The organism is Halopseudomonas phragmitis (genome assembly GCF_002056295.1).
Classification (GTDB): domain Bacteria; phylum Pseudomonadota; class Gammaproteobacteria; order Pseudomonadales; family Pseudomonadaceae; genus Halopseudomonas; species Halopseudomonas phragmitis.
Map to the genome: position 1 here is coordinate 380,001 of NZ_CP020100.1, position 24,143 is coordinate 404,143.

General features: G+C 59.6%; 21 protein-coding genes and 1 rRNA gene (1 of these 22 only partly in view). 9 read left to right on the forward strand and 13 right to left on the reverse strand.

Annotation, left to right across the window (positions count from 1 at the left end):
* The 5 genes from BVH74_RS01735 to BVH74_RS01755 all read right to left on the reverse strand — a co-directional run.
* Nucleotides 1-439 (reverse strand): 16S ribosomal RNA (locus BVH74_RS01735); it reaches 1,098 nt to the left of the window's first position.
* A 647-nt stretch (nucleotides 440-1,086) separates the two neighbouring features.
* Nucleotides 1,087-1,917: a CDP-diacylglycerol--serine O-phosphatidyltransferase gene (gene pssA / locus BVH74_RS01740; protein ID WP_080048418.1), complete on the reverse strand. Its 831-nt coding sequence runs from the start codon at nucleotides 1,915-1,917 to the stop codon at nucleotides 1,087-1,089.
* A gap of 127 nt (nucleotides 1,918-2,044) precedes the next feature.
* On the reverse strand, nucleotides 2,045-3,061 hold the full coding sequence (ilvC, locus tag BVH74_RS01745; RefSeq protein ID WP_080048419.1) for a ketol-acid reductoisomerase: 1,017 nt from the start codon (nucleotides 3,059-3,061) through the stop codon (nucleotides 2,045-2,047).
* Nucleotides 3,062-3,113: 52 nt separating this feature from the next.
* On the reverse strand, nucleotides 3,114-3,605 hold the full coding sequence (gene ilvN / locus BVH74_RS01750; protein ID WP_080048420.1) for an acetolactate synthase small subunit: 492 nt from the start codon (nucleotides 3,603-3,605) through the stop codon (nucleotides 3,114-3,116).
* A 1-nt stretch (nucleotide 3,606) separates the two neighbouring features.
* Nucleotides 3,607-5,331: an acetolactate synthase 3 large subunit gene (locus BVH74_RS01755; protein WP_080048421.1), complete on the reverse strand. Its 1,725-nt coding sequence runs from the start codon at nucleotides 5,329-5,331 to the stop codon at nucleotides 3,607-3,609.
* A gap of 425 nt (nucleotides 5,332-5,756) precedes the next feature.
* On the opposite strand from BVH74_RS01755, the gene BVH74_RS01760 reads away from it, so the two are divergent.
* Complete coding sequence (locus BVH74_RS01760) at nucleotides 5,757-6,188, forward strand: DUF4124 domain-containing protein (RefSeq protein WP_165443831.1); 432 nt, start codon at nucleotides 5,757-5,759, stop codon at nucleotides 6,186-6,188.
* Between the two features lie 8 nt (nucleotides 6,189-6,196).
* Here BVH74_RS01760 and BVH74_RS01765 read toward each other — a convergent pair whose 3' ends face one another.
* From BVH74_RS01765 to mrcB, 3 genes are read right to left on the reverse strand one after another with little or no spacing between them, the layout of a single operon-like run.
* Nucleotides 6,197-6,532: a YqcC family protein gene (locus BVH74_RS01765; protein ID WP_080048423.1), complete on the reverse strand. Its 336-nt coding sequence runs from the start codon at nucleotides 6,530-6,532 to the stop codon at nucleotides 6,197-6,199.
* Nucleotides 6,529-7,176, reverse strand: a complete 648-nt coding sequence (locus tag BVH74_RS01770; RefSeq protein WP_080051582.1) for a tetratricopeptide repeat protein — start codon at nucleotides 7,174-7,176, stop codon at nucleotides 6,529-6,531. The genes BVH74_RS01765 and BVH74_RS01770 overlap by 4 nt, the downstream gene beginning before the upstream one ends.
* Nucleotides 7,177-7,212: 36 nt before the next feature.
* Nucleotides 7,213-9,540 (reverse strand): penicillin-binding protein 1B, encoded by a 2,328-nt coding sequence (gene mrcB, locus BVH74_RS01775; RefSeq protein ID WP_080048424.1) that lies wholly within the window; start codon nucleotides 9,538-9,540, stop codon nucleotides 7,213-7,215.
* 123 nt (nucleotides 9,541-9,663) lie between these two features.
* On the opposite strand from mrcB, the gene BVH74_RS01780 reads away from it, so the two are divergent.
* The 3 genes from BVH74_RS01780 (at nucleotide 9,664) to BVH74_RS01790 (ending at nucleotide 12,682) form a co-directional block, all read left to right on the forward strand.
* Nucleotides 9,664-11,208: a bifunctional aminoglycoside phosphotransferase/ATP-binding protein gene (locus BVH74_RS01780; protein WP_080048425.1), complete on the forward strand. Its 1,545-nt coding sequence runs from the start codon at nucleotides 9,664-9,666 to the stop codon at nucleotides 11,206-11,208.
* Nucleotides 11,209-11,419: 211 nt separating this feature from the next.
* A complete protein-coding gene (locus tag BVH74_RS01785; protein ID WP_080048426.1) occupies nucleotides 11,420-11,683 on the forward strand; it encodes a TfoX/Sxy family DNA transformation protein in 264 nt (87 codons plus the stop codon).
* A 201-nt stretch (nucleotides 11,684-11,884) separates the two neighbouring features.
* Nucleotides 11,885-12,682, forward strand: a complete 798-nt coding sequence (locus BVH74_RS01790) for a cyclic nucleotide-binding domain-containing protein (RefSeq protein WP_080048427.1) — start codon at nucleotides 11,885-11,887, stop codon at nucleotides 12,680-12,682.
* A 226-nt stretch (nucleotides 12,683-12,908) separates the two neighbouring features.
* Here BVH74_RS01790 and folD read toward each other — a convergent pair whose 3' ends face one another.
* From folD to glnT, 5 genes are read right to left on the reverse strand one after another with little or no spacing between them, the layout of a single operon-like run.
* Nucleotides 12,909-13,805, reverse strand: a complete 897-nt coding sequence (gene folD, locus BVH74_RS01795; protein WP_231705556.1) for a bifunctional methylenetetrahydrofolate dehydrogenase/methenyltetrahydrofolate cyclohydrolase FolD — start codon at nucleotides 13,803-13,805, stop codon at nucleotides 12,909-12,911.
* 1 nt (nucleotide 13,806) lies between these two features.
* On the reverse strand, nucleotides 13,807-15,129 hold the full coding sequence (locus BVH74_RS01800) for an FMN-binding glutamate synthase family protein (protein ID WP_080048428.1): 1,323 nt from the start codon (nucleotides 15,127-15,129) through the stop codon (nucleotides 13,807-13,809).
* A 33-nt stretch (nucleotides 15,130-15,162) separates the two neighbouring features.
* Nucleotides 15,163-15,846, reverse strand: a complete 684-nt coding sequence (locus tag BVH74_RS01805; RefSeq protein WP_080048429.1) for a GltB/FmdC/FwdC-like GXGXG domain-containing protein — start codon at nucleotides 15,844-15,846, stop codon at nucleotides 15,163-15,165.
* Nucleotides 15,847-15,857: 11 nt separating this feature from the next.
* On the reverse strand, nucleotides 15,858-16,763 hold the full coding sequence (locus tag BVH74_RS01810) for a class II glutamine amidotransferase (protein ID WP_080048430.1): 906 nt from the start codon (nucleotides 16,761-16,763) through the stop codon (nucleotides 15,858-15,860).
* Between the two features lie 51 nt (nucleotides 16,764-16,814).
* On the reverse strand, nucleotides 16,815-18,149 hold the full coding sequence (glnT, locus tag BVH74_RS01815) for a type III glutamate--ammonia ligase (protein ID WP_080048431.1): 1,335 nt from the start codon (nucleotides 18,147-18,149) through the stop codon (nucleotides 16,815-16,817).
* Nucleotides 18,150-18,384: 235 nt separating this feature from the next.
* Between glnT and BVH74_RS01820 the strand changes: the two genes are divergently transcribed.
* The 5 genes from BVH74_RS01820 to BVH74_RS01840 all read left to right on the forward strand — a co-directional run bounded on the left by BVH74_RS01820 (nucleotide 18,385) and on the right by BVH74_RS01840 (nucleotide 24,139).
* Nucleotides 18,385-18,984 carry a helix-turn-helix domain-containing protein gene (locus BVH74_RS01820; protein WP_080048432.1) on the forward strand — a complete coding sequence of 200 codons (600 nt, stop codon included), beginning with the start codon at nucleotides 18,385-18,387 and terminating at the stop codon, nucleotides 18,982-18,984.
* A 211-nt stretch (nucleotides 18,985-19,195) separates the two neighbouring features.
* A complete protein-coding gene (locus BVH74_RS01825; protein ID WP_080048433.1) occupies nucleotides 19,196-19,864 on the forward strand; it encodes a B3/B4 domain-containing protein in 669 nt (222 codons plus the stop codon).
* A gap of 9 nt (nucleotides 19,865-19,873) precedes the next feature.
* Entirely contained in the window at nucleotides 19,874-21,667 is a 1,794-nt protein-coding gene (locus tag BVH74_RS01830) for a methyl-accepting chemotaxis protein (RefSeq protein WP_080048434.1), read from the forward strand.
* A 197-nt stretch (nucleotides 21,668-21,864) separates the two neighbouring features.
* The gene (gene purU / locus BVH74_RS01835) at nucleotides 21,865-22,731 is read left to right on the forward strand and encodes a formyltetrahydrofolate deformylase (protein ID WP_080048435.1); all 867 of its coding nucleotides are present in this window, start codon (nucleotides 21,865-21,867) and stop codon (nucleotides 22,729-22,731) included.
* Between the two features lie 166 nt (nucleotides 22,732-22,897).
* Complete coding sequence (locus tag BVH74_RS01840; RefSeq protein ID WP_080048436.1) at nucleotides 22,898-24,139, forward strand: FAD-dependent oxidoreductase; 1,242 nt, start codon at nucleotides 22,898-22,900, stop codon at nucleotides 24,137-24,139.
* The last annotated feature ends 4 nt before the right edge of the window (nucleotides 24,140-24,143 follow it).

The window sequence follows — 24,143 nt, forward strand, 5'->3', positions numbered from 1 at the left end:
CAACTTAAAGTGCTTTACAATCCGAAGACCTTCTTCACACACGCGGCATGGCTGGATCAGGCTTGCGCCCATTGTCCAATATTCCCCACTGCTGCCTCCCGTAGGAGTCTGGACCGTGTCTCAGTTCCAGTGTGACTGATCATCCTCTCAGACCAGTTACGGATCGTCGCCTTGGTGAGCCATTACCTCACCAACAAGCTAATCCGACCTAGGCTCATCTGATAGCGCAAGGCCCGAAGGTCCCCTGCTTTCTCCCGTAGGACGTATGCGGTATTAGCGTTCCTTTCGAAACGTTGTCCCCCACTACCAGGCAGATTCCTAGGCATTACTCACCCGTCCGCCGCTGAATCCAGGAGCAAGCTCCCTTCATCCGCTCGACTTGCATGTGTTAGGCCTGCCGCCAGCGTTCAATCTGAGCCATGATCAAACTCTTCAGTTCAAATCAATTTGGGTTTTGAGAAAACCCTAAACTTGGCTCAGCCGTACAAATAAACTCATGAATTCACAGAGTTACTTGCTTAGGCTGATAATCATGCGATCATCAATCCACTCACAAGCACCCACACGAATTACTTGATTCCAATTTTTTAAAGAGCGATTCGGCTTGCGTTTCCGCTTAACCAAGGCCGCGCATTTTACGCTAACCTTCTAATCTGTCAAGCATTTTTTTGAGCTTTCGTTGCGAGCAACACCACCTCAAAAACCGCTTGAGCGACCCGGCCAGTCAGTGACTTTGCCGTGCCAGGGAGGCGCATTCTACAGCACTCAAAACCGCTGTCAACACCTTCCGTCAAACTCGATTCGAAGCACAAATCCAACCCCGAATCAGCACCCGAAAGAACCAATCACTCCGCCCTTCCGAGGCCGGCGCATTCTACGCCGTTTCGCTGACCTGTCAACCGGTTATTTCGCCTCGAGAGACCCGTAACCCATTGATCCTAAAGCACTTTAAACAAAGCACCGCGATCAGCGAGAGGCGCATTATAGGCACTTTCAAAACACCGTCAAGACTTTTTCCAAAACTTTTACTGCACAAATGCAAAGCCCCGCCAGAGGCGGGGCTTTGCATGTAATAGAACTCAGCACTCAGACACTGGCATCGGTCTTCTGGCGCTGACGCCAGCGCCACAGCGCCTGCACCGGACCCGAGGCGCTATAGGCAATAAAGATCAGCCAGAGAATCCGTGACGGGTCGGTAGAGATCACCGCAAACACCAGTACGACCAACAGAATCACGAAGAACGGCACTCGACCACGGAAGTCCAGATCCTTGAAGCTGTAATAACGGATATTGCTGACCATCAGCAGACCACCCAAGGCCGTCAGCACCCCGACCAGCAGAGCGATATCGCCGCCATCGACGCCAAAATCACTCAAGGCCCAGACCATACCGGCAACCAGGCCAGCTGCCGAAGGACTGGCCAGACCAGTAAAGTAACGCTTGTCCTGCGTACCGATATGGGTATTGAACCGCGCCAAACGCAAGGCGGCACCAGCGACGTAGATAAAGGCAAAGACCCAGCCGACCTTGCCCAGATCGTGCAGCGCCCAGCTAAAGGCAACCAGAGCCGGGGCGACGCCGAAGGCCACCATATCCGACAGAGAGTCATATTCGGCACCAAAGGCACTCTGGGTATTGGTCAGACGCGCTACCCGCCCGTCCAGCCCATCCAGCACCATGGCAACGAACACGGCAATGGCCGCATGGGCAAAATTCCCATCCATCGCACTAACGATGGCGTAGAACCCGGAGAACAAGGCCGCCGTCGTGAACAGGTTGGGCAGCAGGTAAATTCCCTTGTGCCGGACCTTTTTGCCATCCGGGCCATGCACTTCCTCGATATGCTCATCGATCGGCAACAGGGGATGGGTGTCATCACTTTCCAGCGGCTGTTCGTGTTCTTGCTTGTCAGTCATCAGCTTACCTTGTTACGGCTGTCTAGCTGCACAGTTTGGCAACTTGCGGCCAACTTAGCCAGTAGCTTGCCCTCGCGCCCACAAAAAACGCGGCCGAAGCCGCGTTTTTTAACAACCGAAGACAGGCTTAGTTCTTGGCCTTGTCGACAATCTTGTTGGCTGCAATCCAGGGCATCATGGCACGCAGCTTCTCGCCTACCACTTCGATACCATGGGCAGCGTTGTTGCGACGGGCCGCAGTCATCGACGGATAGTTGTGGGCACCCTCGGCAATGAACATCTTGGCATATTCACCGGACTGGATGCGCTTAAGCGCATTGCGCATGGCTTCACGCGACTGCTCGTTGATGACTTCCGGACCGGTCACATACTCACCGTACTCGGCATTGTTGGAGATCGAGTAGTTCATGTTGGCGATACCGCCTTCGAACATCAGGTCAACGATCAGCTTGAGTTCATGCAGACACTCGAAGTAGGCCATTTCCGGCGCATAACCGGCTTCAACCAGAGTCTCGAAACCAGCCTTGACCAACTCGACTGCGCCACCACACAGAACCGCCTGCTCACCGAACAGATCGGTTTCAGTCTCGTCCTTGAAGGTAGTTTCGATGATCCCGGTACGACCACCGCCAACACCGCAAGCGTAGGACAGCGCAACATTCTTAGCGTTGCCGGAGGCGTCCTGGAAGATCGCGATCAGGTCAGGAATACCGCCGCCACGCACGAACTCGGAACGCACGGTGTGGCCCGGCGCCTTGGGTGCGATCATGATTACGTCCAGATCCTTGCGCGGCACGATCTGGTTGTAATGAATGGCAAAACCGTGGGCGAACGCCAAGGTAGCGCCCTGCTTCAGGTTCGGCTCGATTTCACCCTTGTACAGCTGGGCCTGGAACTCGTCCGGAGTCAGAATCATGACCAGATCAGCAGCAGCAACGGCAGACGGCACGTCAGAAACTTTCAGGCCATGAGCTTCAGCCTTGGCGACCGAAGCCGAGCCCGGGCGCAGACCAACAGTTACGTCGACACCGGAGTCTTTCAGGTTGCAGGCGTGCGCATGGCCCTGAGAACCGTAACCAATAATGGCAACCTTCTTGCCCTGAACGATGCTCAGATCACAATCTTTATCGTAATAAACTTGCATGGAATTCCCCTTGTTACCTGCGCGGGCCCGCCCGGACCCGCAACCAATTGGATTAAATACTCAGAACCTTCTCGCCACGCGCAATGCCTGACACACCAGTGCGAACCACTTCCAGCACGGAGGTCGGCCCGATCGCTTCGATGAAGCTGTCCAGCTTGTCGGTAGGCCCGGTCAGCTGCACGGTGTACACACTACTGGTCACATCGACGATCTGCCCACGGAAGATGTCGGTAGTCCGCTTGACCTCGGCCCGCTGAGCACCAGTGGCCTTGATCTTGACCAGCATCAGCTCGCGCTCGATGTGGCTACCTTCGGACAGATTGACCAGCTTCACCACCTCAATCAGCTTGTTGAGGTTCTTGGTGATCTGTTCGATGACCTCGTCATGACCAATGGTGGTCAGGGTCAGGCGCGACAGCGTTGGATCCTCAGTCGGCGCCACAGTCAGGGTTTCGATGTTGTAGTTACGCTGGGAGAACAGGCCAACTACTCGGGACAGCGCACCTGGCTCGTTTTCCAGCAGTACGGAAATGATATGTCTCATGTCAGGTACGCTCCGTCTTGCTCAGCCACATGTCACGCATCGAGCCGTCCTTGATTTGCATCGGATAGACGTGCTCGGAGGTATCTACACAGATATCCATGAACACCAACCGGTCGCGCAGAGCAAAGGCCTCTTCCATCGCCGGTTTGAGGTCGGCGAGCGTTTCTACCCGCATACCAACATGCCCGTAGGCTTCGGCCAGCTTGACGAAGTCCGGCAGCGATTCCATATAGGAGTGCGAATAGCGGCTGTTGTACTGCATGTCCTGCCATTGGCGTACCATGCCCAGCGCCTGGTTGTTCAGGTTGATGATCTTGACCGGCAGATCGTACTGCAGGCAGGTCGACATCTCCTGAATGTTCATCTGGATACTGCCCTCGCCGGTTACACAGGCGACATCAGCCTCGGGGAAGTTCATCTTGACCCCCATGGCCGCCGGGAAACCAAACCCCATGGTGCCCAGACCACCGGAGTTGATCCAGCGATTGGGTTTGTCGAACCGATAGTACTGAGCAGCGAACATCTGGTGCTGACCAACGTCCGAGGTAACGAAGGCGTCGCCCTTGGTTACTTCCCACAAGGTTTCAATCACGGTCTGCGGCTTGATGATGGTGCCGTCGCCCTTGTCATAGGGGAACAGGCCGCGACTGCCACGCCATTCTTCGATCTGCTTCCACCAGCTGGCCAGCACGTCCTTGGCCGGACGCAAAGACTCGTCCTTGACGATGCTCAGCATCTCGCTCAACACGCTGTCGACCGGACCAACGATCGGCACATCGGCACGAATGGTCTTGGAAATCGAGGCCGGATCGATATCGACATGCACGACCTTGGCATTCGGGCAGAACTTTGCTGCACCGTTGATTACCCGGTCATCGAACCGCGCCCCAATGGCCACAATCACATCAGCATGATGCATGGCGACGTTGGCGGTGTAGCTGCCGTGCATGCCGAGCATGCCGAGGAACTGGCGATCAGTTCCCGGGTAAGCGCCCAACCCCATCAGGGTGTTGGTTACCGGCACACCGAGTTCCTTGGCCAGCTCGGTCAACTGTTTGGCCGCACCACCCATGATCACGCCACCACCAGCGTAGATGATCGGCCGCTTGGCAGCGGCCACCAGCTCCATGGCCTTGCGGATCTGACCAGTATGCCCACGCAGTGCCGGGTTGTAGGAACGCAGCTTGACCTTCTTCGGATAGCTGTATTCGAACTTGTCGGCCGGATTGGTCATGTCCTTGGGAATATCCACAACGACTGGCCCCGGACGCCCGGTCTGAGCCAGGTAGAAGGCCTTCTTGATAACCTCGGGAATCTCACGCGGATCCTTGATGATGAAGCTGTGCTTCACGATCGGTCGCGAAATACCGACCATGTCGGTTTCCTGGAACGCATCGGTCCCCACCAGGTTGCTCGGCACCTGGCCGGAAATGACCACCATCGGGATCGAGTCCATATAGGCGGTCGCAATCCCGGTCACGGTATTGGTCGCACCCGGACCAGACGTCACCAGCACCACGCCCGGCTTGCCGGTGGCGCGCGCGTAGCCGTCGGCCATATGCGCGGCCGCCTGCTCGTGACGCACCAGAATGTGGGTCACATCGTCCTGGCGAAAAATCGCATCGTAGATATGCAGCAGGGCACCACCCGGATACCCATAGATATATTTAACACCCTCGTCACGCAAAGAGCGGACGACCATCTCAGCGCCGGATAAAAGCTCCACTTTTGATTCACCTCTAGCTTGCCGTCCGCCAAGGGCGGGCAGCCGGATCCTGTTTACTGCTCGGCAGCGCAGTGACAACGGTAGTTGCCATGCATCAGCTTGACTACGTGCATTGGAGGCGGCATGCCATTGGGGTGCCGGTACCGCCTCACCCAGCGCGAGGTAGCGCGTGCGGGTGCCAGGCCAGGAGCTAGCGGGTCTCGCCTCCTGGATTGAGCAACAAAGCGCACCACATTAGTGCTTGTGGGCCCAGAACATGGCGCGCTTTTGAGAACCCCGAATTGTTTACACTCGCGGACGACAAGTCAAGTCAAGTGAGACAAAAGCACGAGGATCGGCACACTAACCGAGCCTTGCGCTGTGCACCGCAAACGGATTGGCTATAGTAGGGCCTTTGAACGCACAATTGAGGGATGGATACCGGCATGCGCAAATCGCTCTTCGCCATTGCCCTGAGCCTGCTCTGCAGCAGCGCCATGGCAACCCAAATGTATCGCTGGACCGACGACCGGGGACAGGTGCAGTTTGGCCAGCAACCGCCAGCCGACCGCGCCTATCAGCGGATCGACATCAAGTCCCCGCCGCCCCCGGGTGGCGAGCTGCGAACGCCAGCGCCCCCCGTCGCCACCGACCCGGAACTGGAACGCCAGCACAACGAGGACCAGCAGGCCGCACGCGCTCGCCAGGCTCAACGCGAACGCGAATGCGCCGAACTCAGAGACAACCTGCAGACCTTGCTGGATAACCCGCGACTGCGCCGCACCGACGCATCGGGAGAACTGGTCAGAGTGACCGAGGAAGAGCGTCAGGCCGCTATCGAGCGGACTCGGAGCGACCTGCGCGAATACTGCAACTGAAACAGAGCTCAGTCTGCCAGGCGGGTCGCCAGCCGGTCGATCCGCGCCAACACCGTCAGCAGCGCCTGCTGACGGCCAGCCAGGTGAATGAAAGCCTCTTCACCCATGGGGGTGACATTGCAGCCTGGCGGCAGCCCCGCCCGCTGCTCCGCGATTACCCGCATGCGCGGAATGAACACCCACTGCAACCACTCTTCGAAAGCCAGGGTATCGACAAAGAACGGCGCTCGACTGTTCATCCGCTGCGGCTGCGGAGCTTGCTCTGACCACAGCGCCAATTCCCGCATGAGCCGCTCCAACTCAGCCAGAGACTCGCTCAGCGCCTGCCAGTCGGCCTGACTCACAGCGTTACTCGGGCTCGCTGACGGGCCTCGGCCGCGCCTGCCGCATCACCCTGACGTTCACGCGCCTCGGCAACCAGCTCCCACAGCCCGGCCTGCAGCGTGGGACGACCGCCCGCATAGGACAGCCCGCGCCGAGCCAACTGCTCGGCCTGGGCGGCATCTCCCTGGGCCAGCCGGACCTGAGCCAAACGGTACAGCACTTGCGGCTCACGAGGCGCGATGCGCATAGCTCGTTCCAGGCTGGCGGAAGCACCATTGAGATCACCTCCACTTTCCTGCTGCCGAGCCGTTGTCAGCAACGCCAGCACCGGACCATCAAGCTGCTCGTCCTGCTGCAACCCACCTGGGGCCGGCTGCTGAGTACCGGTACCGGGCACACTGCCCGACCCGGTCTGCAACGGCGGCTGCACATCCAGTGGGTAGGACTCCACCGCCCGTGAGCCACCCGCATCATCGGGCACCATCACCACCACACCGCTGTCACGCGGGGTCGATGGCTGAACCTGGGGTTGGCGCCCCACACCGGAATGCCGGTCTTCACTGGAAACCTGACGGCCCGAGTCCACAACCGGGATAGACCCACCGGAGCCGGCACAACCAGCCACCAGCAGGGCACACCCCATGATTAGCCACGTTCGTTTCATACCCATGTCAGTCTCCTCCAGATGCGACCGGCAAGCCTACCGCAACCAGCCACGAATCACATCCAGCACTTTATTTCCACCATCCTTGACCACCTCGACATCCAGCAGCGGTCGGCAGCCGGGTCCCGGTAGCGGCTGATAGCCAGCCCGGAATGGAACCTGAACCGTATCCGGACAGCTCGGATCACTGCCCTGCCCGGTTTCACGATCAATCCACGCCATCACCACACCTTCCGGCGGCTGGCTAGACAGGCTGCGCGGATGTGCTTCACGCATGAAGGCACTCCACACCTGCAAGGCTCCGGTAGCCCCGGTCAGACGGGTACGACCGTTGTCGTCACGACCAATCCAGGCGACCGCCACCAGATCATCGGAGAAGCCGGCAAACCAGCTATCGCGCAGATCATTGGTGGTCCCGGTCTTGCCCGCCAGCCGAATACTGGCCGGAACCTGATTATACGCCGATCGGCCAGTGCCTTCAGTCATTACCCGAGTCATAGCCTCCTGCATCAGGTAGATAGTGGCTGAGTCGAAACGCTGTTCCACCTCGAACGGGTAACGATGCAGTGGATCACCCTCCGCGGTCAGAACGTTGCGGATACCCCGCAACGGGGTGTTGAAGCCACCGTTGGCGATGGTCTGATACATGTCAGCCACCTGCACCGGAGTCATCGCCCCCGAGCCCAGCAGCATCGACGGATACGCTGGCCAGCGGTGCGGCACGCCCATCCGCTCAACCGTCTTGAGTACCTGCGGCACCCCCAGATCCACACCCAGGCGGACAGCAGCCTGGTTATAGGAACGGCTCAAGGCATGATGCAGGGTTACCCAGCCATGACTCTGGCGATCATAGTTCTGCGGGCTCCAGGTCTTGCCTGGCTCGGCATCGAGAGTGATCGGCGAATCATCAATCAACGTCACCAGTGAATATTTCTGCGGCTGCTCCAGCGCGGTCAGATAGATTGCCGGTTTGATCAAGGAGCCAACCGGGCGCGACGCATCCAGAGCCCGGTTAAACCCTGAAAACCGCGGATTACGCCCGCCAACCAGGGCCAGCACCTCACCGGTCTGGGCTCCGGTCACGACCATCGAGCCTTCCAGTTCGATCTCACCGTCGGCCGGCCCTAGTCGCTTGAGCGTGGTTTCCACCGCCTTTTCGGCCTTGTTCTGCAACAACGGATCGAAGCTGGTGAAGATCCGCAAACCTTCGCTGGTCAAATCCTCGTCGCGGTAATCTTCGCGCAACTGGCGTCTGACCAGGTCCATGAAGGCCGGGTAGCTGGAGTCAGCCAGGCTGCCGCGGGTGGATGTGTCCAGAGGCTTGGCCCGGGCCTGCTCGGCCAGCTCCGGCGTAATCATGTTCTGCTCGGCCAGCATCTGGATGACCAGGTCGCGCCGGGCTTTGGCCCGCTCCGGCCGGCGGCGCGGGTTGTACAGCGAGGGCCCTTTGACCATCCCCACCAGCAGCGCCACCTGGTGCAACTCCAGTTCGTGCAACGGCTGGGCGAAATAGTACTGACTGGCCAGACCGAAGCCATGCACCGCGCGCCGGCCATCCTGACCGAGGAACACCTCATTGAGGTAGGCCTCGAGGATCTCCTCCTTGGGATAGTGCCGCTCCAGCAGCACCGCCATGATCGCTTCGGTCCCCTTGCGGACCAGGCTGCGATCACTGGTCAGGAAGAAGTTCTTGACCAACTGCTGGGTCAGGGTGCTGCCGCCCTGTACTACGCTACCGGCCGTCAGGTTGACGTACATCGCCCGGGCAATGCCTTTGGGTGACACGCCGAAGTGCTGGAAAAAGTCCCGATCTTCGACCGCAATCAGCGCTTCGATCAGATAGGGCGGTGCCTGGTCCAGGCGAATCAGAATCCGGTCCTCGTTGTGGGCCGGATAGATGCCACCGATCATCAGCGGCTCCAGACGAGCCATGACCACATCATTGCCACCCGACAGACTGGTCACCTGATTGCCAGAGAAACCCACACTCAGACGCTGGGCAGGCTCAATGCCTTCAAAGAACTGAAACCCCCGGGTATAGACATCCACCCGACTGCCCGATACCGCCATCTGCCCCGGCTGGCGCGCCGCACTGACGGTGCGGTAGCCCAGCGCGCCCAGCTCAGTCACGAAGTCATCGCGACTGAGCTGTTGCCCGGCATACAGTTCCAATGGCCGGGCAAACACCTGGGCAGGCACGGCCCAGCGCTTGCCGGAGAACTTCTCCTGAACCACTGCATCCAGATAAATGACCAGTCCGGCGAACAGCACCAGCCCCACCAGACCCAGTTTTATGGTCCAGCCCAGAATGCGGCGTCCCAGCCCCGGCTTGCCCTTCGACTTCGCTTTGCGCTTTTTAGCCATAATCCCCTTGAATAACCCCGTCACTGACTACCACTACGTGCCCGCTGGCACGGCAACCAAGGTTGGCCTTGGCCCGGCCAACCCGCATAATGCCCGTATCATTCGCCCACGCAAGGATCCATCGTGAGCCTGACACTACTCAATGCCCTGAAAAATCCAGCGCTGTATGACCATCCGGTTCAGGACTTTACCCTGATTGAGACCCATATTTCCTGGGTTTTACTGACCGGAGAGTACGTTTACAAGATAAAAAAACCGGTCAACTTTGGATTTCTCGACTACTCCACACTCGAGCGTCGGGCTCATTTTTGTGCCGAAGAAGTCCGTCTCAACCGACGCCTGGCACCACAACTCTATCTGGACGTCGTTGCCGTACGTGGCAGTGAAGACGACCCACGCCTGGACGGTGATGGCCCGGTTATCGAATACCTGGTCAAAACCCGCCAGTTCCGTCAACAGGATCTGCTCAGCAACCTGCAAAAAGCCGGCGACCTGCAGCCCTGGCATATCGACCAGTTGGCGCTTAGCCTGGCCAGTTTTCACGAGCGGATCGAGCACGCCCCGCTGGACAGTGCCTGGGGCGAGCCCGAGCAGGTCCATGCCCCGGTGGCGCAAAACTTCGAGCAGATCCGTCCACTGCTCAGCGCATCAGCCCAGTTGCATCAGCTCGAGCAACTTGAACAGTGGGCACATACTACCTTCCAACGCCTCCAGCCCCAACTAGCGCAACGCAAAGCTGAAGGTTTCGTGCGTGAATGCCATGGCGACATTTACCTGGACAACGTCACCCTGGTCGACGGACAAGTGACCCTGTTCGACTGCATTGAGTTCAATGACGCCTTCCGCTGGACCGACGTCATGAGCGATGTGGCCTTCATGTCCATGGATCTGGAGGACCGGGGCCTGTACGCGCTGTCACACCGTTTCGTCAACGCCTACCTGGAACAGACCGGCGACTACGCTGGCCTGGCCCTGCTCAACTACTACAAGGCCTACCGGGCCATGGTCCGAGCCAAGGTCGCACTGCTGCGCCTGACCCAACCAGTCGAAGACGCCGAACGCCAGGAAGTACTGGCCCGGTATCAGAGCTACGCCGATCTGGCCGAGTCCTACACACTGATTCCGCAACGCTTCGGCCTGCTCACCCATGGTGTCTCGGGCTCGGGCAAAAGCACCGTGGCCATGGCTGCACTCGAAGCCCTGGGCGGCATCCGCATACGCTCGGACATCGAACGCAAGCGTTTGTTCGGCAAGCAACAGACCGGGCGTCTGAATGACGGTCTGTACGCTCCCGAGCTCAGCGAACAGACCTATGCCCGACTGGCCAACCTGGCCAGTCAGATCCTGGCGGCCGGGTATTCGGTGATCGTCGACGCCACCCACCTCAAACAGCAGCAACGCGAACTGATCAGCCAAGCCATCGAACAGCAATGCGCCCCATGCCTGCTGATCCACTGTCACGCCCCGCTTGAGCAGATAGCCGACTGGCTAGAACAGCGTCAACAACAGGCTATTGACCCCTCCGACGCCGATCTGGCTGTGGTTCAGCACCAGCTTGAACAGCTCGAGCCACTCAGCGCTGATGAGCTACAGCATTGTCTGGCCGTCGACACCAGCCAACCCCAGGCTCTGGAGAAACTGCTGACGCAACTGCGCCAACGGCTCTGAGCATGCCATGGTCCTAGGGTCTCCGCGCCGGCGCCTGGCTGTACGTATCATCCAGGGCCATCTACACTGCGTGTGGGACCCAATAACAAGAAGCCCGGACACATGCAGACAAGACAGATCGAAAAGCTGGTTTTGCAGCCAGTCAGCCACGCCTTGGGGGGCATCCCAGTAGTAAGGCTTATTCATAGCCTGATGACACAGCGGGGTGACCATGAGCAATGATGAACTCCTTGGCCTACGCAATCTCGGCAAAACCTCGGTGCAATGGCTCCACGCCACGGGCATCCATAGCCTGGCGGAACTGCGCAAGCGTGGCCCGGTGGATGCGTATTGCGCGGTAAGGGCACGCGGATTCAGAGCCTCCAAGGCCCTGTTGTTCGCCCTGGCTGGCGCCCTTGAGGATGTCCACTGGAATCAACTGGACCCGGAGTACAAAGCCCGCCTGCTAAAACAGTTGGAGCGTCAGCAGCTCTGAGGGCCAACTGTCTCTTCCGGCATAAAAGCGAAATAGCTCACACTGCCGAGGGATAGCGGTTGCCAGTGCCAGTAACCGGCTTTTATGTTGGATGGACATGGGACCGCCAAGCGCGCAACCAAATGCAGTAGCCACGCCGACTTGCCTGGCAGCAGGCCCGCGGGTTTTGGTTAATCAGGACCGATAAGAAGGAATGCAGCCATGTACCTCATAGGTGACCAGCCCCCCTACGCTGAAAAGCTGATCAGCACCCTGCAGAGCATCCCTGAGCAGTTGCTGGAAGGCCTGGAACCCTGCGCCGACCCTATCGCCCTGGACGCGGTCAAGGATCTTTACCAGTCGATCGGCAACAACCGCCTGTACCTGCTCAAAAGCGGCCTGCTACATGCCCTGATCGACAACAAGCCACTGTTCTATCTGCAGGAAGGTGACTTGCTGGGCCTGCGCCAAGGGCTGAATACCGCGCCCTGCACCTACCTCAGTGAAGAGCCGCTGGTGCTGATCCCCTACGATCGCGAAGCGCTGTTCCGGCATATCCATGAAAGCAATCAGCGTCAGGAACTGTTTACCCAGTACATTCTCGGCCAGGCCGCGCTGATGTCTGACGCACTGGCGCGCAGCAAGCCACCGGAAGTACGCCCGGTCACCGGATTTCAGCACTTTGCCCCCGGCGCGGAACTGATCCGCCAGGGCGACGAGGCTGATCACGTTTTCATCATCACCGAAGGCCATGCCGAAGCTTTTGTCGAAGGCATCAAGGTCGGTGATGTGCAAAAGGATGAAATTTTCGGCGCCATGGCGCTGTTCACCCGGGAAAAGCGCTCGGCCACGGTGATCGCCAGTGTGCCAACGACCGTCATGATGATCCCTAAGGACCAGTTCCTGGCGCTGATGCAGAGCAACCCCCGGATTGCCCACAGCCTGATCGAAAGCATGGCCCGACGTATCGACCTGATGAACAAGGAATTGACCCACTACAAGCAATTGGCAGGAAAATAAGTTGCAAAAGGGGTTGACTCTCAAATGATAACGATTATTATTAACACCAAGTCATCGCGAGATGGCTTGCGAAGACTCTAAAGCGCAGTCTCCTTCAGAGTTTTCTGGATAACAGCTTGTCGCAAGACAACGGTTATCTCCTCATCAGGCTAATCACGGATTTAAGCCCGCTCTCTGAGCGGGCTCTTTTTTTGCCTGTCTTTTTTGCGACTTATCTGCACATGCCTCACGCAGATGCTTCGGCCGCCTCCAGAGTGTTTTCCAGCAGGCAGGCGATGGTCATCGGCCCTACCCCGCCGGGCACCGGCGTAATCCAGGACGCCCTGGCACTGGCTGTCTCAAACTGCACATCACCTGTCAGGCGACCATCAGCCAGACGGGTGATTCCAACATCCAGCACCACCGCTCCAGGCTTGATCCAGTCACCGCGAATCAGCCCCGGCACACCCGTGGCCACCACCAGGATATCCGCCTGGCGCACCAGTTGCGGCAAATCGCAGGTTTGCTTGTGCGCTACCAGCACCGTAGCCTCGGCCTTGAGCAATTCCAGCGCCATAGGCCGGCCAACGATGGTCGACGCACCAACCACCACCGCCAGCTTGCCGCATGGATCGACTCCGGCGCTGGCCAGCAAGCGCATGCAGCCCTTGGGCGTACAGGGTCGCAAGCCCGGTACTCCGGCGGCCAGCCGACCAAGGTTTTCCGGGTGGAAGCCATCGACGTCCTTGCCCGGAGCAATCCGACCGATCACCCGGCGCACATCAATATGCGCTGGCAGTGGCAACTGGACCAGAATCCCATGGACTGCCGGGTCAGCGTTCAACTGCTCGATCAGCATCAGCAGCTCGGTTTCGCTGACGCCGGCCGACAGCCTGTGACTGAGCGAGCGCATCCCGACCTGCTCACAGGCGGCAATCTTGTGCCGAACATAAACCTGTGAAGCCGGATCCTCACCCACCAGTACCACCGCCAGGCCCGGGACACTGGCGCCAGCCGCGCAGCGTCGGGCCACCCTGGCGGCGACCTCGCTCCGTACCTGGGTCGCCAGCGTCCGCCCATCAAGCACCTGGCAAGCTGACGGCACCGCCCGCTCGAGCGGCGCCTGATCTACAAAAGCACTCACTTCAGTAACCCTGCCCCGGAATCCAGCTGGTGCCCGCCAGCGGCACCCTGGCCATGGCGGCCGCCTCGACACTCAGGGCCACCAGATCCTCGGGATCGAGGTTGTGCAGGTGCGACTTGCCACAGGCGCGGGCCATGGTCTGAGCCTCCAGCACCAACACCCGCAGGTAGTTGGCCAGCCGCCGGCCACCCTCAACCGGGTCCAGGCGTTTGGCCAGTTCCGGGTCCTGGGTGGTGATGCCAGCCGGGTCGCGACCATTCTGCCAATCGTCGTAATAGCCGGCAGCCGAACCCAGCTTGCGCAACTCGCTGTCCAGGCGCGGATGGTTGTCACCCAGGGCAATCAATGCGGCGGTACCGATCGCCACCGCATCAGCACCCAGCGCCATGGCCTTGGCCACGTCGGCGCCGGTGCGGATTCCGCCAGAGACAATCAGTTGCACCTGCCGGTGCATGCCCATTTCCTGCAGAGCCTGAACCGCCTGGGGAATGGCGCAGAGAATCGGGATGCCGACATGCTCGATGAACACTTCCTGAGTAGCCGCCGTTCCCCCTTGCATACCGTCGAGCACAATCACATCGGCACCGGCTTTGACCGCCAGCTTGACGTCGTAATATGGGCGGCTGGCGCCGATCTTCACATAGATAGGTTTTTCCCAGTCGGTGATCTCGCGCAGTTCGGCAATCTTGATCGCCAGATCATCCGGGCCAGTCCAGTCCGGATGCCGACAGGCGCTGCGCTGATCGACGCCAACCGGCAAGGTGCGCATGCCGGCGACCCGCTCAGTCACCTTCATGCCTAGCAACATTCCGCCGCCACCAGGCTTGGCGCCCTGGCCCAATACGATTTCAATGGCGTCGGCCTTGCGCAGATCGTCCGGGTTCATGCCGTAACGCGACGGCAGATACTGATAGACCAGATGCCTGGACTGACCGCGCTCTTCCGGGGTCATGCCGCCGTCCCCGGTGGTGGTACTGGTGCCGGCGATACTCGCACCACGACCCAAAGCCTCCTTGGCCTGGGCCGACAACGCACCAAAACTCATACCCGCGATGGTTACCGGGATATCCAGGTGGATCGGCTTTTTGGCGAAGCGGGTGCCGAGCACCACATCGGTCCCACATTTTTCCCGATAGCCTTCCAGCGGATAACGGGAAATGCTCGCTCCCAGCAACAATAGGTCATCGAAATGCGGCACCTTTCGCTTGGTCCCACCACCACGAATGTCATAGATGCCGGTCTCGGCGGCTCGCTGTATTTCCTGAATGGTCAGGCGGTCGAAGGTGGCGGACTCGCGCAGTACCGGCTCATGGGTGTCGTTCATATGCATTCCTCTCAATCAGTCAGACCGAACGGCTCAGTAGGCCGCTGCGTTATCCACCTTGAAGCTGTACAGTTGCCGGGCCGAGCCATAGCGTTTGAAGCTGGCCGGGTCCTCGTCGAAGCCGGCACGGTTAAGCAATTCCGTCAGTTCCTCCAGATGCTCTGCGCGCATGGCTTTCTCAATGCAGTCAGAACCCAGCGACTTGACCGAGCCCTTGACGTAAATGCGGGTCTCGTACAGCGAGTCGCCCAACGCATCGCCTGCATCACCGCAGACCACCAGACGCCCGGCCTGGCCCATAAAACAGCTCATATGGCCAACGCTGCCGCCAACCACGATATCGGCGCCTTTCAGCGAGATCCCGCAGCGTGCCCCGGCATCGCCGTCAATGATCAGCAAGCCGCCATGGGCCGTGGCTCCGGCCGACTGCGAGGCACTGCCCTTGACGTGCACCAGCCCAGACATCATGTTTTCAGCCACGCCGACCCCGGCATTGCCATGTATGGTGATCGTGGCTTTCTGGTTCATGCCGGCGCAGTAGTAGCCGCTGTGGCCTTGAATATCGACCGAGACCGCCTCGTTCAGGCCAACCGCCAGGTTGTGCTTGCCATCGGGATGGGTCACCAGCCACTCGCGTTCGGTGACAGCGCCGGCCTGCACATGCAGCGCCTGATTGAGTTCACGCACCGGAGTGCTGGACAGATCAATGGTTTTCATCACGTTGCTCCTCAGGCGCTCTTGCGTTCCCAGATGTACATGGTGGCGGGCTCCGGTTCCCAGACCCGGGCCTGATCGATCCCCGGTAGCCCAGCCAAAGCCTGGTATTCCGAGGCCATGGCCACGTAATCCTCGGTTTCGGCCAACACCGCCGGCTTGCAGGCGATCGGATCACGAATCACCGCAAAACCTTCACGGGTGCCAATGGCGAAAGTGAAGAAGCCATCCAGATCGTTCAGGGCATGATCCAGCGCCTGTTTGAGCGAGTCGCCTTCACGCAGGCGCCAAGTCAGGTAGGCGGCGGCCACCTCGGTGTCGTTTTCGGTTTCGAACTGCAAGCCACGGCGCTTGAGCTCCTGACGCAGGCGGCTGTGATTGGACAGCGAACCGTTGTGCACCAGGCACAGGTCATTACCCGTGGAGAACGGGTGGCTGCCTTCCATGGTTACCGCGCTTTCAGTGGCCATGCGGGTATGGCCGATGATATGGCTGCCTTTCATGGCGCTGAGTGAGAAACGCTCGGCAATCGCCGCCGGCAAGCCCATGCCCTTGAGAATCTCGATGCTCTGACCGATGCTCATCACCCGCACCTCGGGCGCCAGCTCGGTCAGCGCGGCGCGCGCCTGATGCTCATCGGCATTGAGTTTGAGCACAACCGCATCAGCATTGCTGAACCAGTCCAGCGAGCAACCCAGACGCCCTTCCAGCGCGCCCATCAGGCTGCTCCAGTCATAGTCTGCCGTGGTGCTTTGCAGCGTCAGCTTGATCCAGCCATCGACCACTTCATCGCCGTAGATGGCGAAGCCAGCACTGTCCGGTCCGCGATCGGTCATCGCCAGCAGCATCGGCTCGAACAGGGCACCAAGCTGCGATTCCAGTTCAGGGTTCTTCAGATACAACCCGACAATTCCACACATAAACACATCCTCACTACGTTCGGGAGCCTGAGGCCCAGGCCTCGGGCGGCTTCAAAAGAATTCGGTATACCGCTGTACTTCCCAGTCACTGACATGGCGGCTGTATTCCACCCACTCCATGCGCTTGAGCTTGATGAACTCATCGACAATTTCCGATCCCAGCACTTCGCGGAACAGCGGATCGGCTTCCAGCGCCAGACAGGCTTCATTGAGATTCTGTGGCAGAGTCTTGATCCCGCGTGCGGTGATATCCTCCAGACTCAAGTTGTAGAGGTTCTCGTTGCAGGGCTGGCCCGGCTCCAATTGACGGTCGATACCGTCCAGACCGGCGGCGATGATCGCGGCGGTGACCAGATAGGGATTGCAGCCAGCATCAGGCAGGCGGAACTCGATCCGGCCATAGGGAATGCGCACCATCGCCGAGCGGTTATTCTCGCCATAGGCGATAAAAGCTGGCGCCCAGGTCGCCCCTGACAACGAGCGCCCCACCACCAGGCGCTTGTAGGAATTGACCGTCGGCGCGGCAAAGGCACACAACGCCGGTCCATGGGCCAACAGCCCGGCGGCGAAGTGATAGGCCATCTTCGATAACCCCATACCAGAGGGGTCTGCCGGGTCGTGGAACAGGTTGGAGCAGTCCTTGCTGGCCAGCGAAATATGAAAGTGCATGCCGTTGCCCGAGCGGCGCGGGTCCGGCTTGGGCATGAACGAGCAGATCATGCCCAGTTCATTGGCAATCTCGCCGGCAGCCATGCGAAAGAAGGTGAAGCGATCGGCCGAGGTCATGGCGTCGCTGTAGGTATAGTTGATCTCGAACTGGCCGTTGGCATCCTCATGATCGATCTGGTAGATGTCGAAATCGACCTGCTGCAGCGCTTCGGTCAGGCGCTCGAGAAACTCCCGAGAACGTGACAAGCCCTTGTAGTCGTAGCAGGGCTTATCCAGAGTGTCGCTGGCATCAACCAGTTGCAACTGTCCTCGTTCATCACGGCGGAACAGGCTGAACTCCGGCTCCAGGCCGGTATTCATGGTCCAGCCCCGGTCTGTCAGTCGTTCGATCTGGCGCTGCAACACATAGCGGGTGTCATAGGGGTGCGGCTGGCCGTTGACATGACCGATACACAGCAGCCGGCCGTAGCCCGGCTGCCAAGGCACCGGGGTCAGAGTCGACAGATCGCCCCTGGCCATGAAGTCCGGCCCATGAGGCTCCATGCCCATGCCACAAATGGCGAAGCCGGCAAACCCGGCACCTTCCTCGGCTACAGCCTGGAGGCCACTGACCGGTACCGACTTGGTTTTGGCAGCACCATGAATATCGACAAACTGCGCCAGCACGTACTTGATACCGTACTGTTCAATGATTTGCTGTGTCTCGCTGGGCAACATGGGATAGCTCCTTTCGGCAAATTATTCCACACAGGAATTTTAATTTCACCATAAGAAATGCAATCCGCTTGCCAAGTCCTCCAGATGCGAGAAAAGCCTGTCAAAATGCCGCGTAATGGGTATATCTATGGAAAAATGCCCCTGCCCCGGATGCGCTGGTTGTTGTCATGACGATGCGTTTGCGCACATTCTTGGTGCTAAATTTAATTTACCGATCTGAAAGCGTGCATACTCAATGGCCAAATCAAGCGACACCCAACCACGCCTCAAGCTGGAGCAATATCTGGGCATGCAGATTCGCCGTCAACGTCAGGCCCAAGGGCTGAAGATCACCGACGTGGCGCGCATTGCCGGCATCAGTCAGGGCATGCTGAGCAAAATAGAAAACGCCCAGGTGTCTACCAGTCTGGATACCCTGACACGCCTGTGCGATGTGCTGGGCCTGCCAATGTCGAAACTGTTCAGTCAGTATGATCAGCAAGGTGGAGGCGCATTGCTGGTCCACAGTGGTGAGGGGCTGGAAGTGGTGCGCCGCGGCACCGAGAAAGGCCACACCTATCAGTTGCTCAACCACACCCGTGGGCCGAAAAAGAGCTTCGAGGCCTACATGATCAGCATGGATGATGCTGCCGAAGAGTTTCCAACCTTCTCCCACCCCGGCACTGAGTTCATTCACCTGCTCGAAGGCCGGCTGGTTTATCGGCATGGCAACCAGCTTTACCCCATGGGTCCTGGTGACAGCCTGACCTTCGACGCCGAAGTGCCCCACGGCCCGGAAACCCTGGTTGAGGTGCCCATCCGCCTGCTGTCGGTAATGAATTACGACCAGAACTGAGCACTCGGCGGCCGCAGCCTGCTGCGGCCGACATCCCGCCCCCAATATGCGCTGATCCCCACCCCTGCGGCCTGCTGCCAATTCTGCCATTGGCACAGCCCTTGCTTTTGCCCCTGATAACCAGATTACAAAAACATCAGCATCCCGCTTGCCGGTCTGCCACCGGCTGATCAGCCAGGAGGCGGCACTTGCCGCCCGAACAGGTGCCGTTATGCTCAGTCCGATTTTTCAGCTCTACACCCCTTCATCGCTAGGCCTCAAGGCCAGCGCGTTTACCGTTCATGGCCTGCGCAACCACAGTTGGACGCCAATCCTGCTGGCTCGCCTGCACGAATTGCGTCAGAGCGTCGACGTCCAGGCCAGCATGCGCTGGGTCGATAGTTTCAACCGCCTGCGCCAACGCCAGGGCCGCTCAGCCAAACGCTTTCCTGCCTCACCCTGCGCACTGCTGGATCAACTGTTGCGTCTGGGCGAATTGCGCCGCATCTCACCGGTGGTCGATCTGTACAACCACTGGTCGCTGAGTACCGGTCTGTCGATCGGGGCTCATGATCTACGTCATATCGCCCTGCCGGTTCGGTTGGATATCAGCCGGGGGCACGAACACTTTCACCCGCTGGGGGCCGAACAGAACATGACGCTAGCCGAAGGCGAATACGCCTATTTCGACGCCAATCAGCAGGTGATCTGCCGGATGGACTATCGCCAGTGCGCGGTCAGCGCCCTGCAGGCCGAAAGCCAGGAAGCCCTGTTCATCGTCCAGGGCCATCCGGATACCAGTACCGCCGAGCTGCAACAGTGCGTGCACGGCCTGAAAGCCGATCTGACCCGGCTGTGCAGCAACCTCAACCCCACCCAGACTGCCTGTTCACAGGATTAAGGAGTCATCATGCGCTGGCTGAAACCGGACTCACCGCACCACCTGCCACTGCACGACTGGCAACAGTCCCTGCTCGCGGGCGACTGGGAGCGAGCCCTGGTGCTTGAGTCCGGGCGCATGCCGACCGCGCTGCGCGAACAACTGCAGCGGCTGCCGGCGGTCGACAACCAGCCTGGCATGCACGCCCTGCTCGAGCGTCTTGAGGCGCTCAACCGGCATACCCTGCAGGCGATCGATCAGGTCGAGGGCAGCCTGGCCGAGATTTCCGCACGCAGTGGCGAGCAACTGACATTCCTGAATCAGACCCGTGGCTTTCTTGGTGACAGCAGTCACAGCGCCGAGCAGCTGCGTACCGAAATGGATCTGGAACTGCAGGCTACCCAAGGCTTTTTCAGCCAGCAGTTCGCCGAACTGGTCGAGGCCATTGAGGCGCGCAGCCAGGGTTCACACGGAGTCATCGACGCCATCGACAATATTGGTCGCACGGTACAGTTGCTATCGATCAATGCCGCCATCGAAGCCGCTCACGCCGGTGAGTCCGGTCGGGGCTTCGCCGTGGTCGCCCAGGAAATCCGTGAACTGGCACTGCGCACCCAGGACAATGTCCAGAAAGCCTATGAACAGATCGACCTCAGCCCACTGGCCGGACAACTGGAAGAGATGCTTAAAACGGCCGAAACCCAACTGGCCATGCTCGGTCAGCGCGTCAGCGAATCGCTGCAAACCCTGCACGGCCTGCTCGACCGCATGGCCGAACATCTGGGCCAGATCGAAACCAACAACCGGGTAATCGCCGCAGGCGTGACCATTGGCGAGGCCGGCGATCAGCATCTGCGCAGCCGGACCAACTGGAGCCTGGACCTGCTGCACGATCTGCAGGATATCCAGCGCAGCGATGGCGCGCAGAACATGCAGCGCCTGCTCAACGAGGAAAAGCTGCAACTGCAGCACGACTACGACCGTCTGGCCGACATCCGCCAGCGCGGCGAAGTACGCATCGCCATCGAGCCACATTTCAAAGGGCTGTCATTTCGCACCGCCCCCGGTGCCGCTCTGGTCGGTCTGGACGCCGACCTGGCCCGCGCCTTCGCTAACTGGCTGGGGGTCAAGTGCCAGTTCGTCGAATACCCCTGGGACCGCTGCCTGCAGTTGCTTGAGGCCGGCCCCCAGCGCCGCGAACGCGAGGCCGACCTGGTCTGGAGCGCTTTGCCACCAATGCCCGAATACCAGCAGGTAGCCTTTTCCAATCCCTATGTGTTCCTGCCCTATATCCTCGCCAAGCGGGCCGGTGACATACGGATACGCGGGATTGATGACCTGCAGGACAAGGTACTGGGGTGTATCAACGACCCAGCCGCGCTCGAAACCCTGGCCGCGCGCGGATTACGCTGGCAAGCCAACCGGCAACAAGCCGGTGGCCGCATTGCGCTGGCCAATCTGCTGGCCTACAACGACCAGAGCCAGATTCATGACTGCCTGGCCGATGGCGTGGTCGATGCCTTTGCCGTCGACCTGCCGATTTATCACTGGGCCTGTCACGGCCCGGACAGCCCCTGGCGCGGCAAGCTGGAAATCCTGCCGGGCAATCTCAGCCCCCAATTGTGGTTCTACAGCGCGGCTGTGGCCAACCAGCCTGGCAGTACCAGCCTGCTCAAAGCCATCAACCAGTTCATTGACGAGTTCCGACCCAGCGCCAGCTACCGTGAATTGATCACTCGTTGGCTGGGTCATGGGTACGACGATCCCAACTGGCACTTCAGCCCCGGCGTTCAGAGCCTGAGCACCCTGGAAGACAGTCTGTAGGCTGGCCAATACCTCACCATAAAAATTCCTCTCAGGATTTTTATTTTCCTAACAGTATTGACTGAAAAACCGCGCTTCGCTTATAAAAAACACATAGTGAATATTTTATTCCTGGCAGTTAAATTTCTTCACAAGTGAATTGAATGTTTACCCATGAAGACGCCAGGCAGGTTTCAAATACTGAGAGGGGGCTTGCCATGCCCAGCGCGTCACAGCACTACACCATCAAGATCAGTTGCCCGGCCACCTCCGGCATCGTCGCCGCGGTTACCAGCTACTTGGCCGGCCAGGGTTGCTACATCAGTGAAATGTCGCAGTTCGACGACGAGTTCCAGGACATGTTTTTCATGCGCGCGGTGTTTCGCTTCAACACCGGAGTGAATGCCGATCTCGCCAACCTGCGTGCAGGCTTCGATGATGTCGCCCAGCGTTTCGACATGCGCTGGGAACTGTTCGACAACAGCCGGCCGATGCCGGTCTTGCTGATGGTCAGCAAGTACGACCACTGCCTGACCGACCTGTTGTACCGCCACCACAAGGGCGAGCTGGACATGCGGATCACCGCGATCGTCTCCAACCACCTTGATCTGCGGCCAATGGCCGAGCGCGAAGGCATCCGCTTCATCTATTTGCCGGTGAACAAGGACAACAAGGCCCAGCAGGAAGCCGAGTTGCTGAAGATCGTCGAGGAAACCGGCACCGAACTGGTGGTGCTGGCCCGCTACATGCAGATTCTCTCTGATGAGTTGTGCGACAAGCTGGCCGGCCGGGCGATCAACATCCATCACTCGTTCCTGCCCGGTTTCAAGGGCGCCAAACCCTATCACCAGGCCTGGGAGCGCGGCGTCAAGCTGATTGGCGCCACTGCCCACTATGTCACCGCCGACCTCGACGAAGGCCCGATCATCGAACAGCAGGTCCAGCGGGTCGATCACACCTATCTGCCCGAAGATCTGGTTGCCATCGGCCGCGATACCGAAACCGTGGCCCTGTCCAAGGCGGTCAAGTACCACCTCGAACACCGGGTGTTTCTCAACAATGAGCGCACAGTGATTTTTCGTTAAACACGCACGGACTAAATAGCTCGGTTGGTGCTGAGCTGTTCTGGACCGTTAGATGCCAGGGATGGCATCTACGAGCGTACAGGGATGTATTTACAGCGTGTCCAGAACAGCTCAGCACCAACCGGGCTGACATCGAAATTACCCGGCAGCATGCCCAGGAGGCCCCATGCCGTTCAGTCTGTTGAAATACGGCCTGTCGTCCGACTACCCGGTCGAGGTCGATTTGCCCGCACCAACCGAGCTCAAGCCGAGCTATGACGTGGTGATCATCGGCGGCGGAGGCCACGGTCTGGCAATCGCCTACTACCTGGCCAAATACCACGGCATCACCAATGTCGCGGTGCTGGAAAAATCCTACCTGGGTAGCGGCAACACTGCGCGCAACACAGCGGTGATCCGTTCCAACTACCTGACCAGCGAGGGCGTGCGGTTCTATACCGAGTCGGTGCGCCTGTTCAAGGAACTGTCGAACGAATTTGACTTCAACATCATGTACTCAGAGCGCGGCCAATTGACTCTGGCGCACACCGACGCCACGGTGCGCGCCTTTCGCCAACGCGCCGAAGTCAACAAGCACTTCGGTGGCCGCACCGAGATGATCGACCGCCAGCAGATCCGCGAACTGGTGCCGAGCCTGAACCTGGACCCCGGGCATCTACCGGTACTGGCCGGGCTCTGGCATATCGACGGCGCCACTGCCCGCCACGATGCGGTGGCCTGGGGCTACGCCAAGCAGGCGGCCAAACGCGGCGTGGAAATTCATCAGTTGACCGAAGCCCAGGACTTTGTGCTCGACGGCGACCGGGTCAGCGCCATCAAGACCAACCGTGGCACCGTGCGCTGCGGCTGCGTGGTGCAGGCCATTGCCGGGCACAGCTCGCTGCTGCTGAACAAGCTGGGCATCCGCGCACCGATTCACAGCTACCCGCTACAAGCCATGGTCACCCAACCATTCAAGCCCTTCCTTGACCCCTTGGTCAGCTCTTCGGCCCTGCACTGCTACGTCCAGCAGACCAGCCGCGGCGAGGTGGTGTTTGGTGGTGGCTCGGATCCCTACCCGCTGTACAACACACGCTCGACCCTGGAACTGAAAGAAAGCCTGCTGGCCCATGCCATCGAGATGTTCCCGTTTCTGGCCCAGGCCAAGCTGATGCGCCAGTGGGCCGGCATCACCGACATGACCCCGGACTACAGCCCGATCATGGGCCTGTCGCCGCTGGACAACTACTACCTGGACGCCGGCTGGGGTACCTGGGGCTTCAAGGCCACCCCGATCTGCGGCAAGACCATGGCCGAACTGGTAGCCAGCGGCGGACAGGTACCGGAGCTGATCCAGCCCTTTGCCCTGGAGCGTTTCTCACGCTTCGAGCAGGTCAACGAAATGGGCGCCACCGCCGCCAGCCATTGAGGAT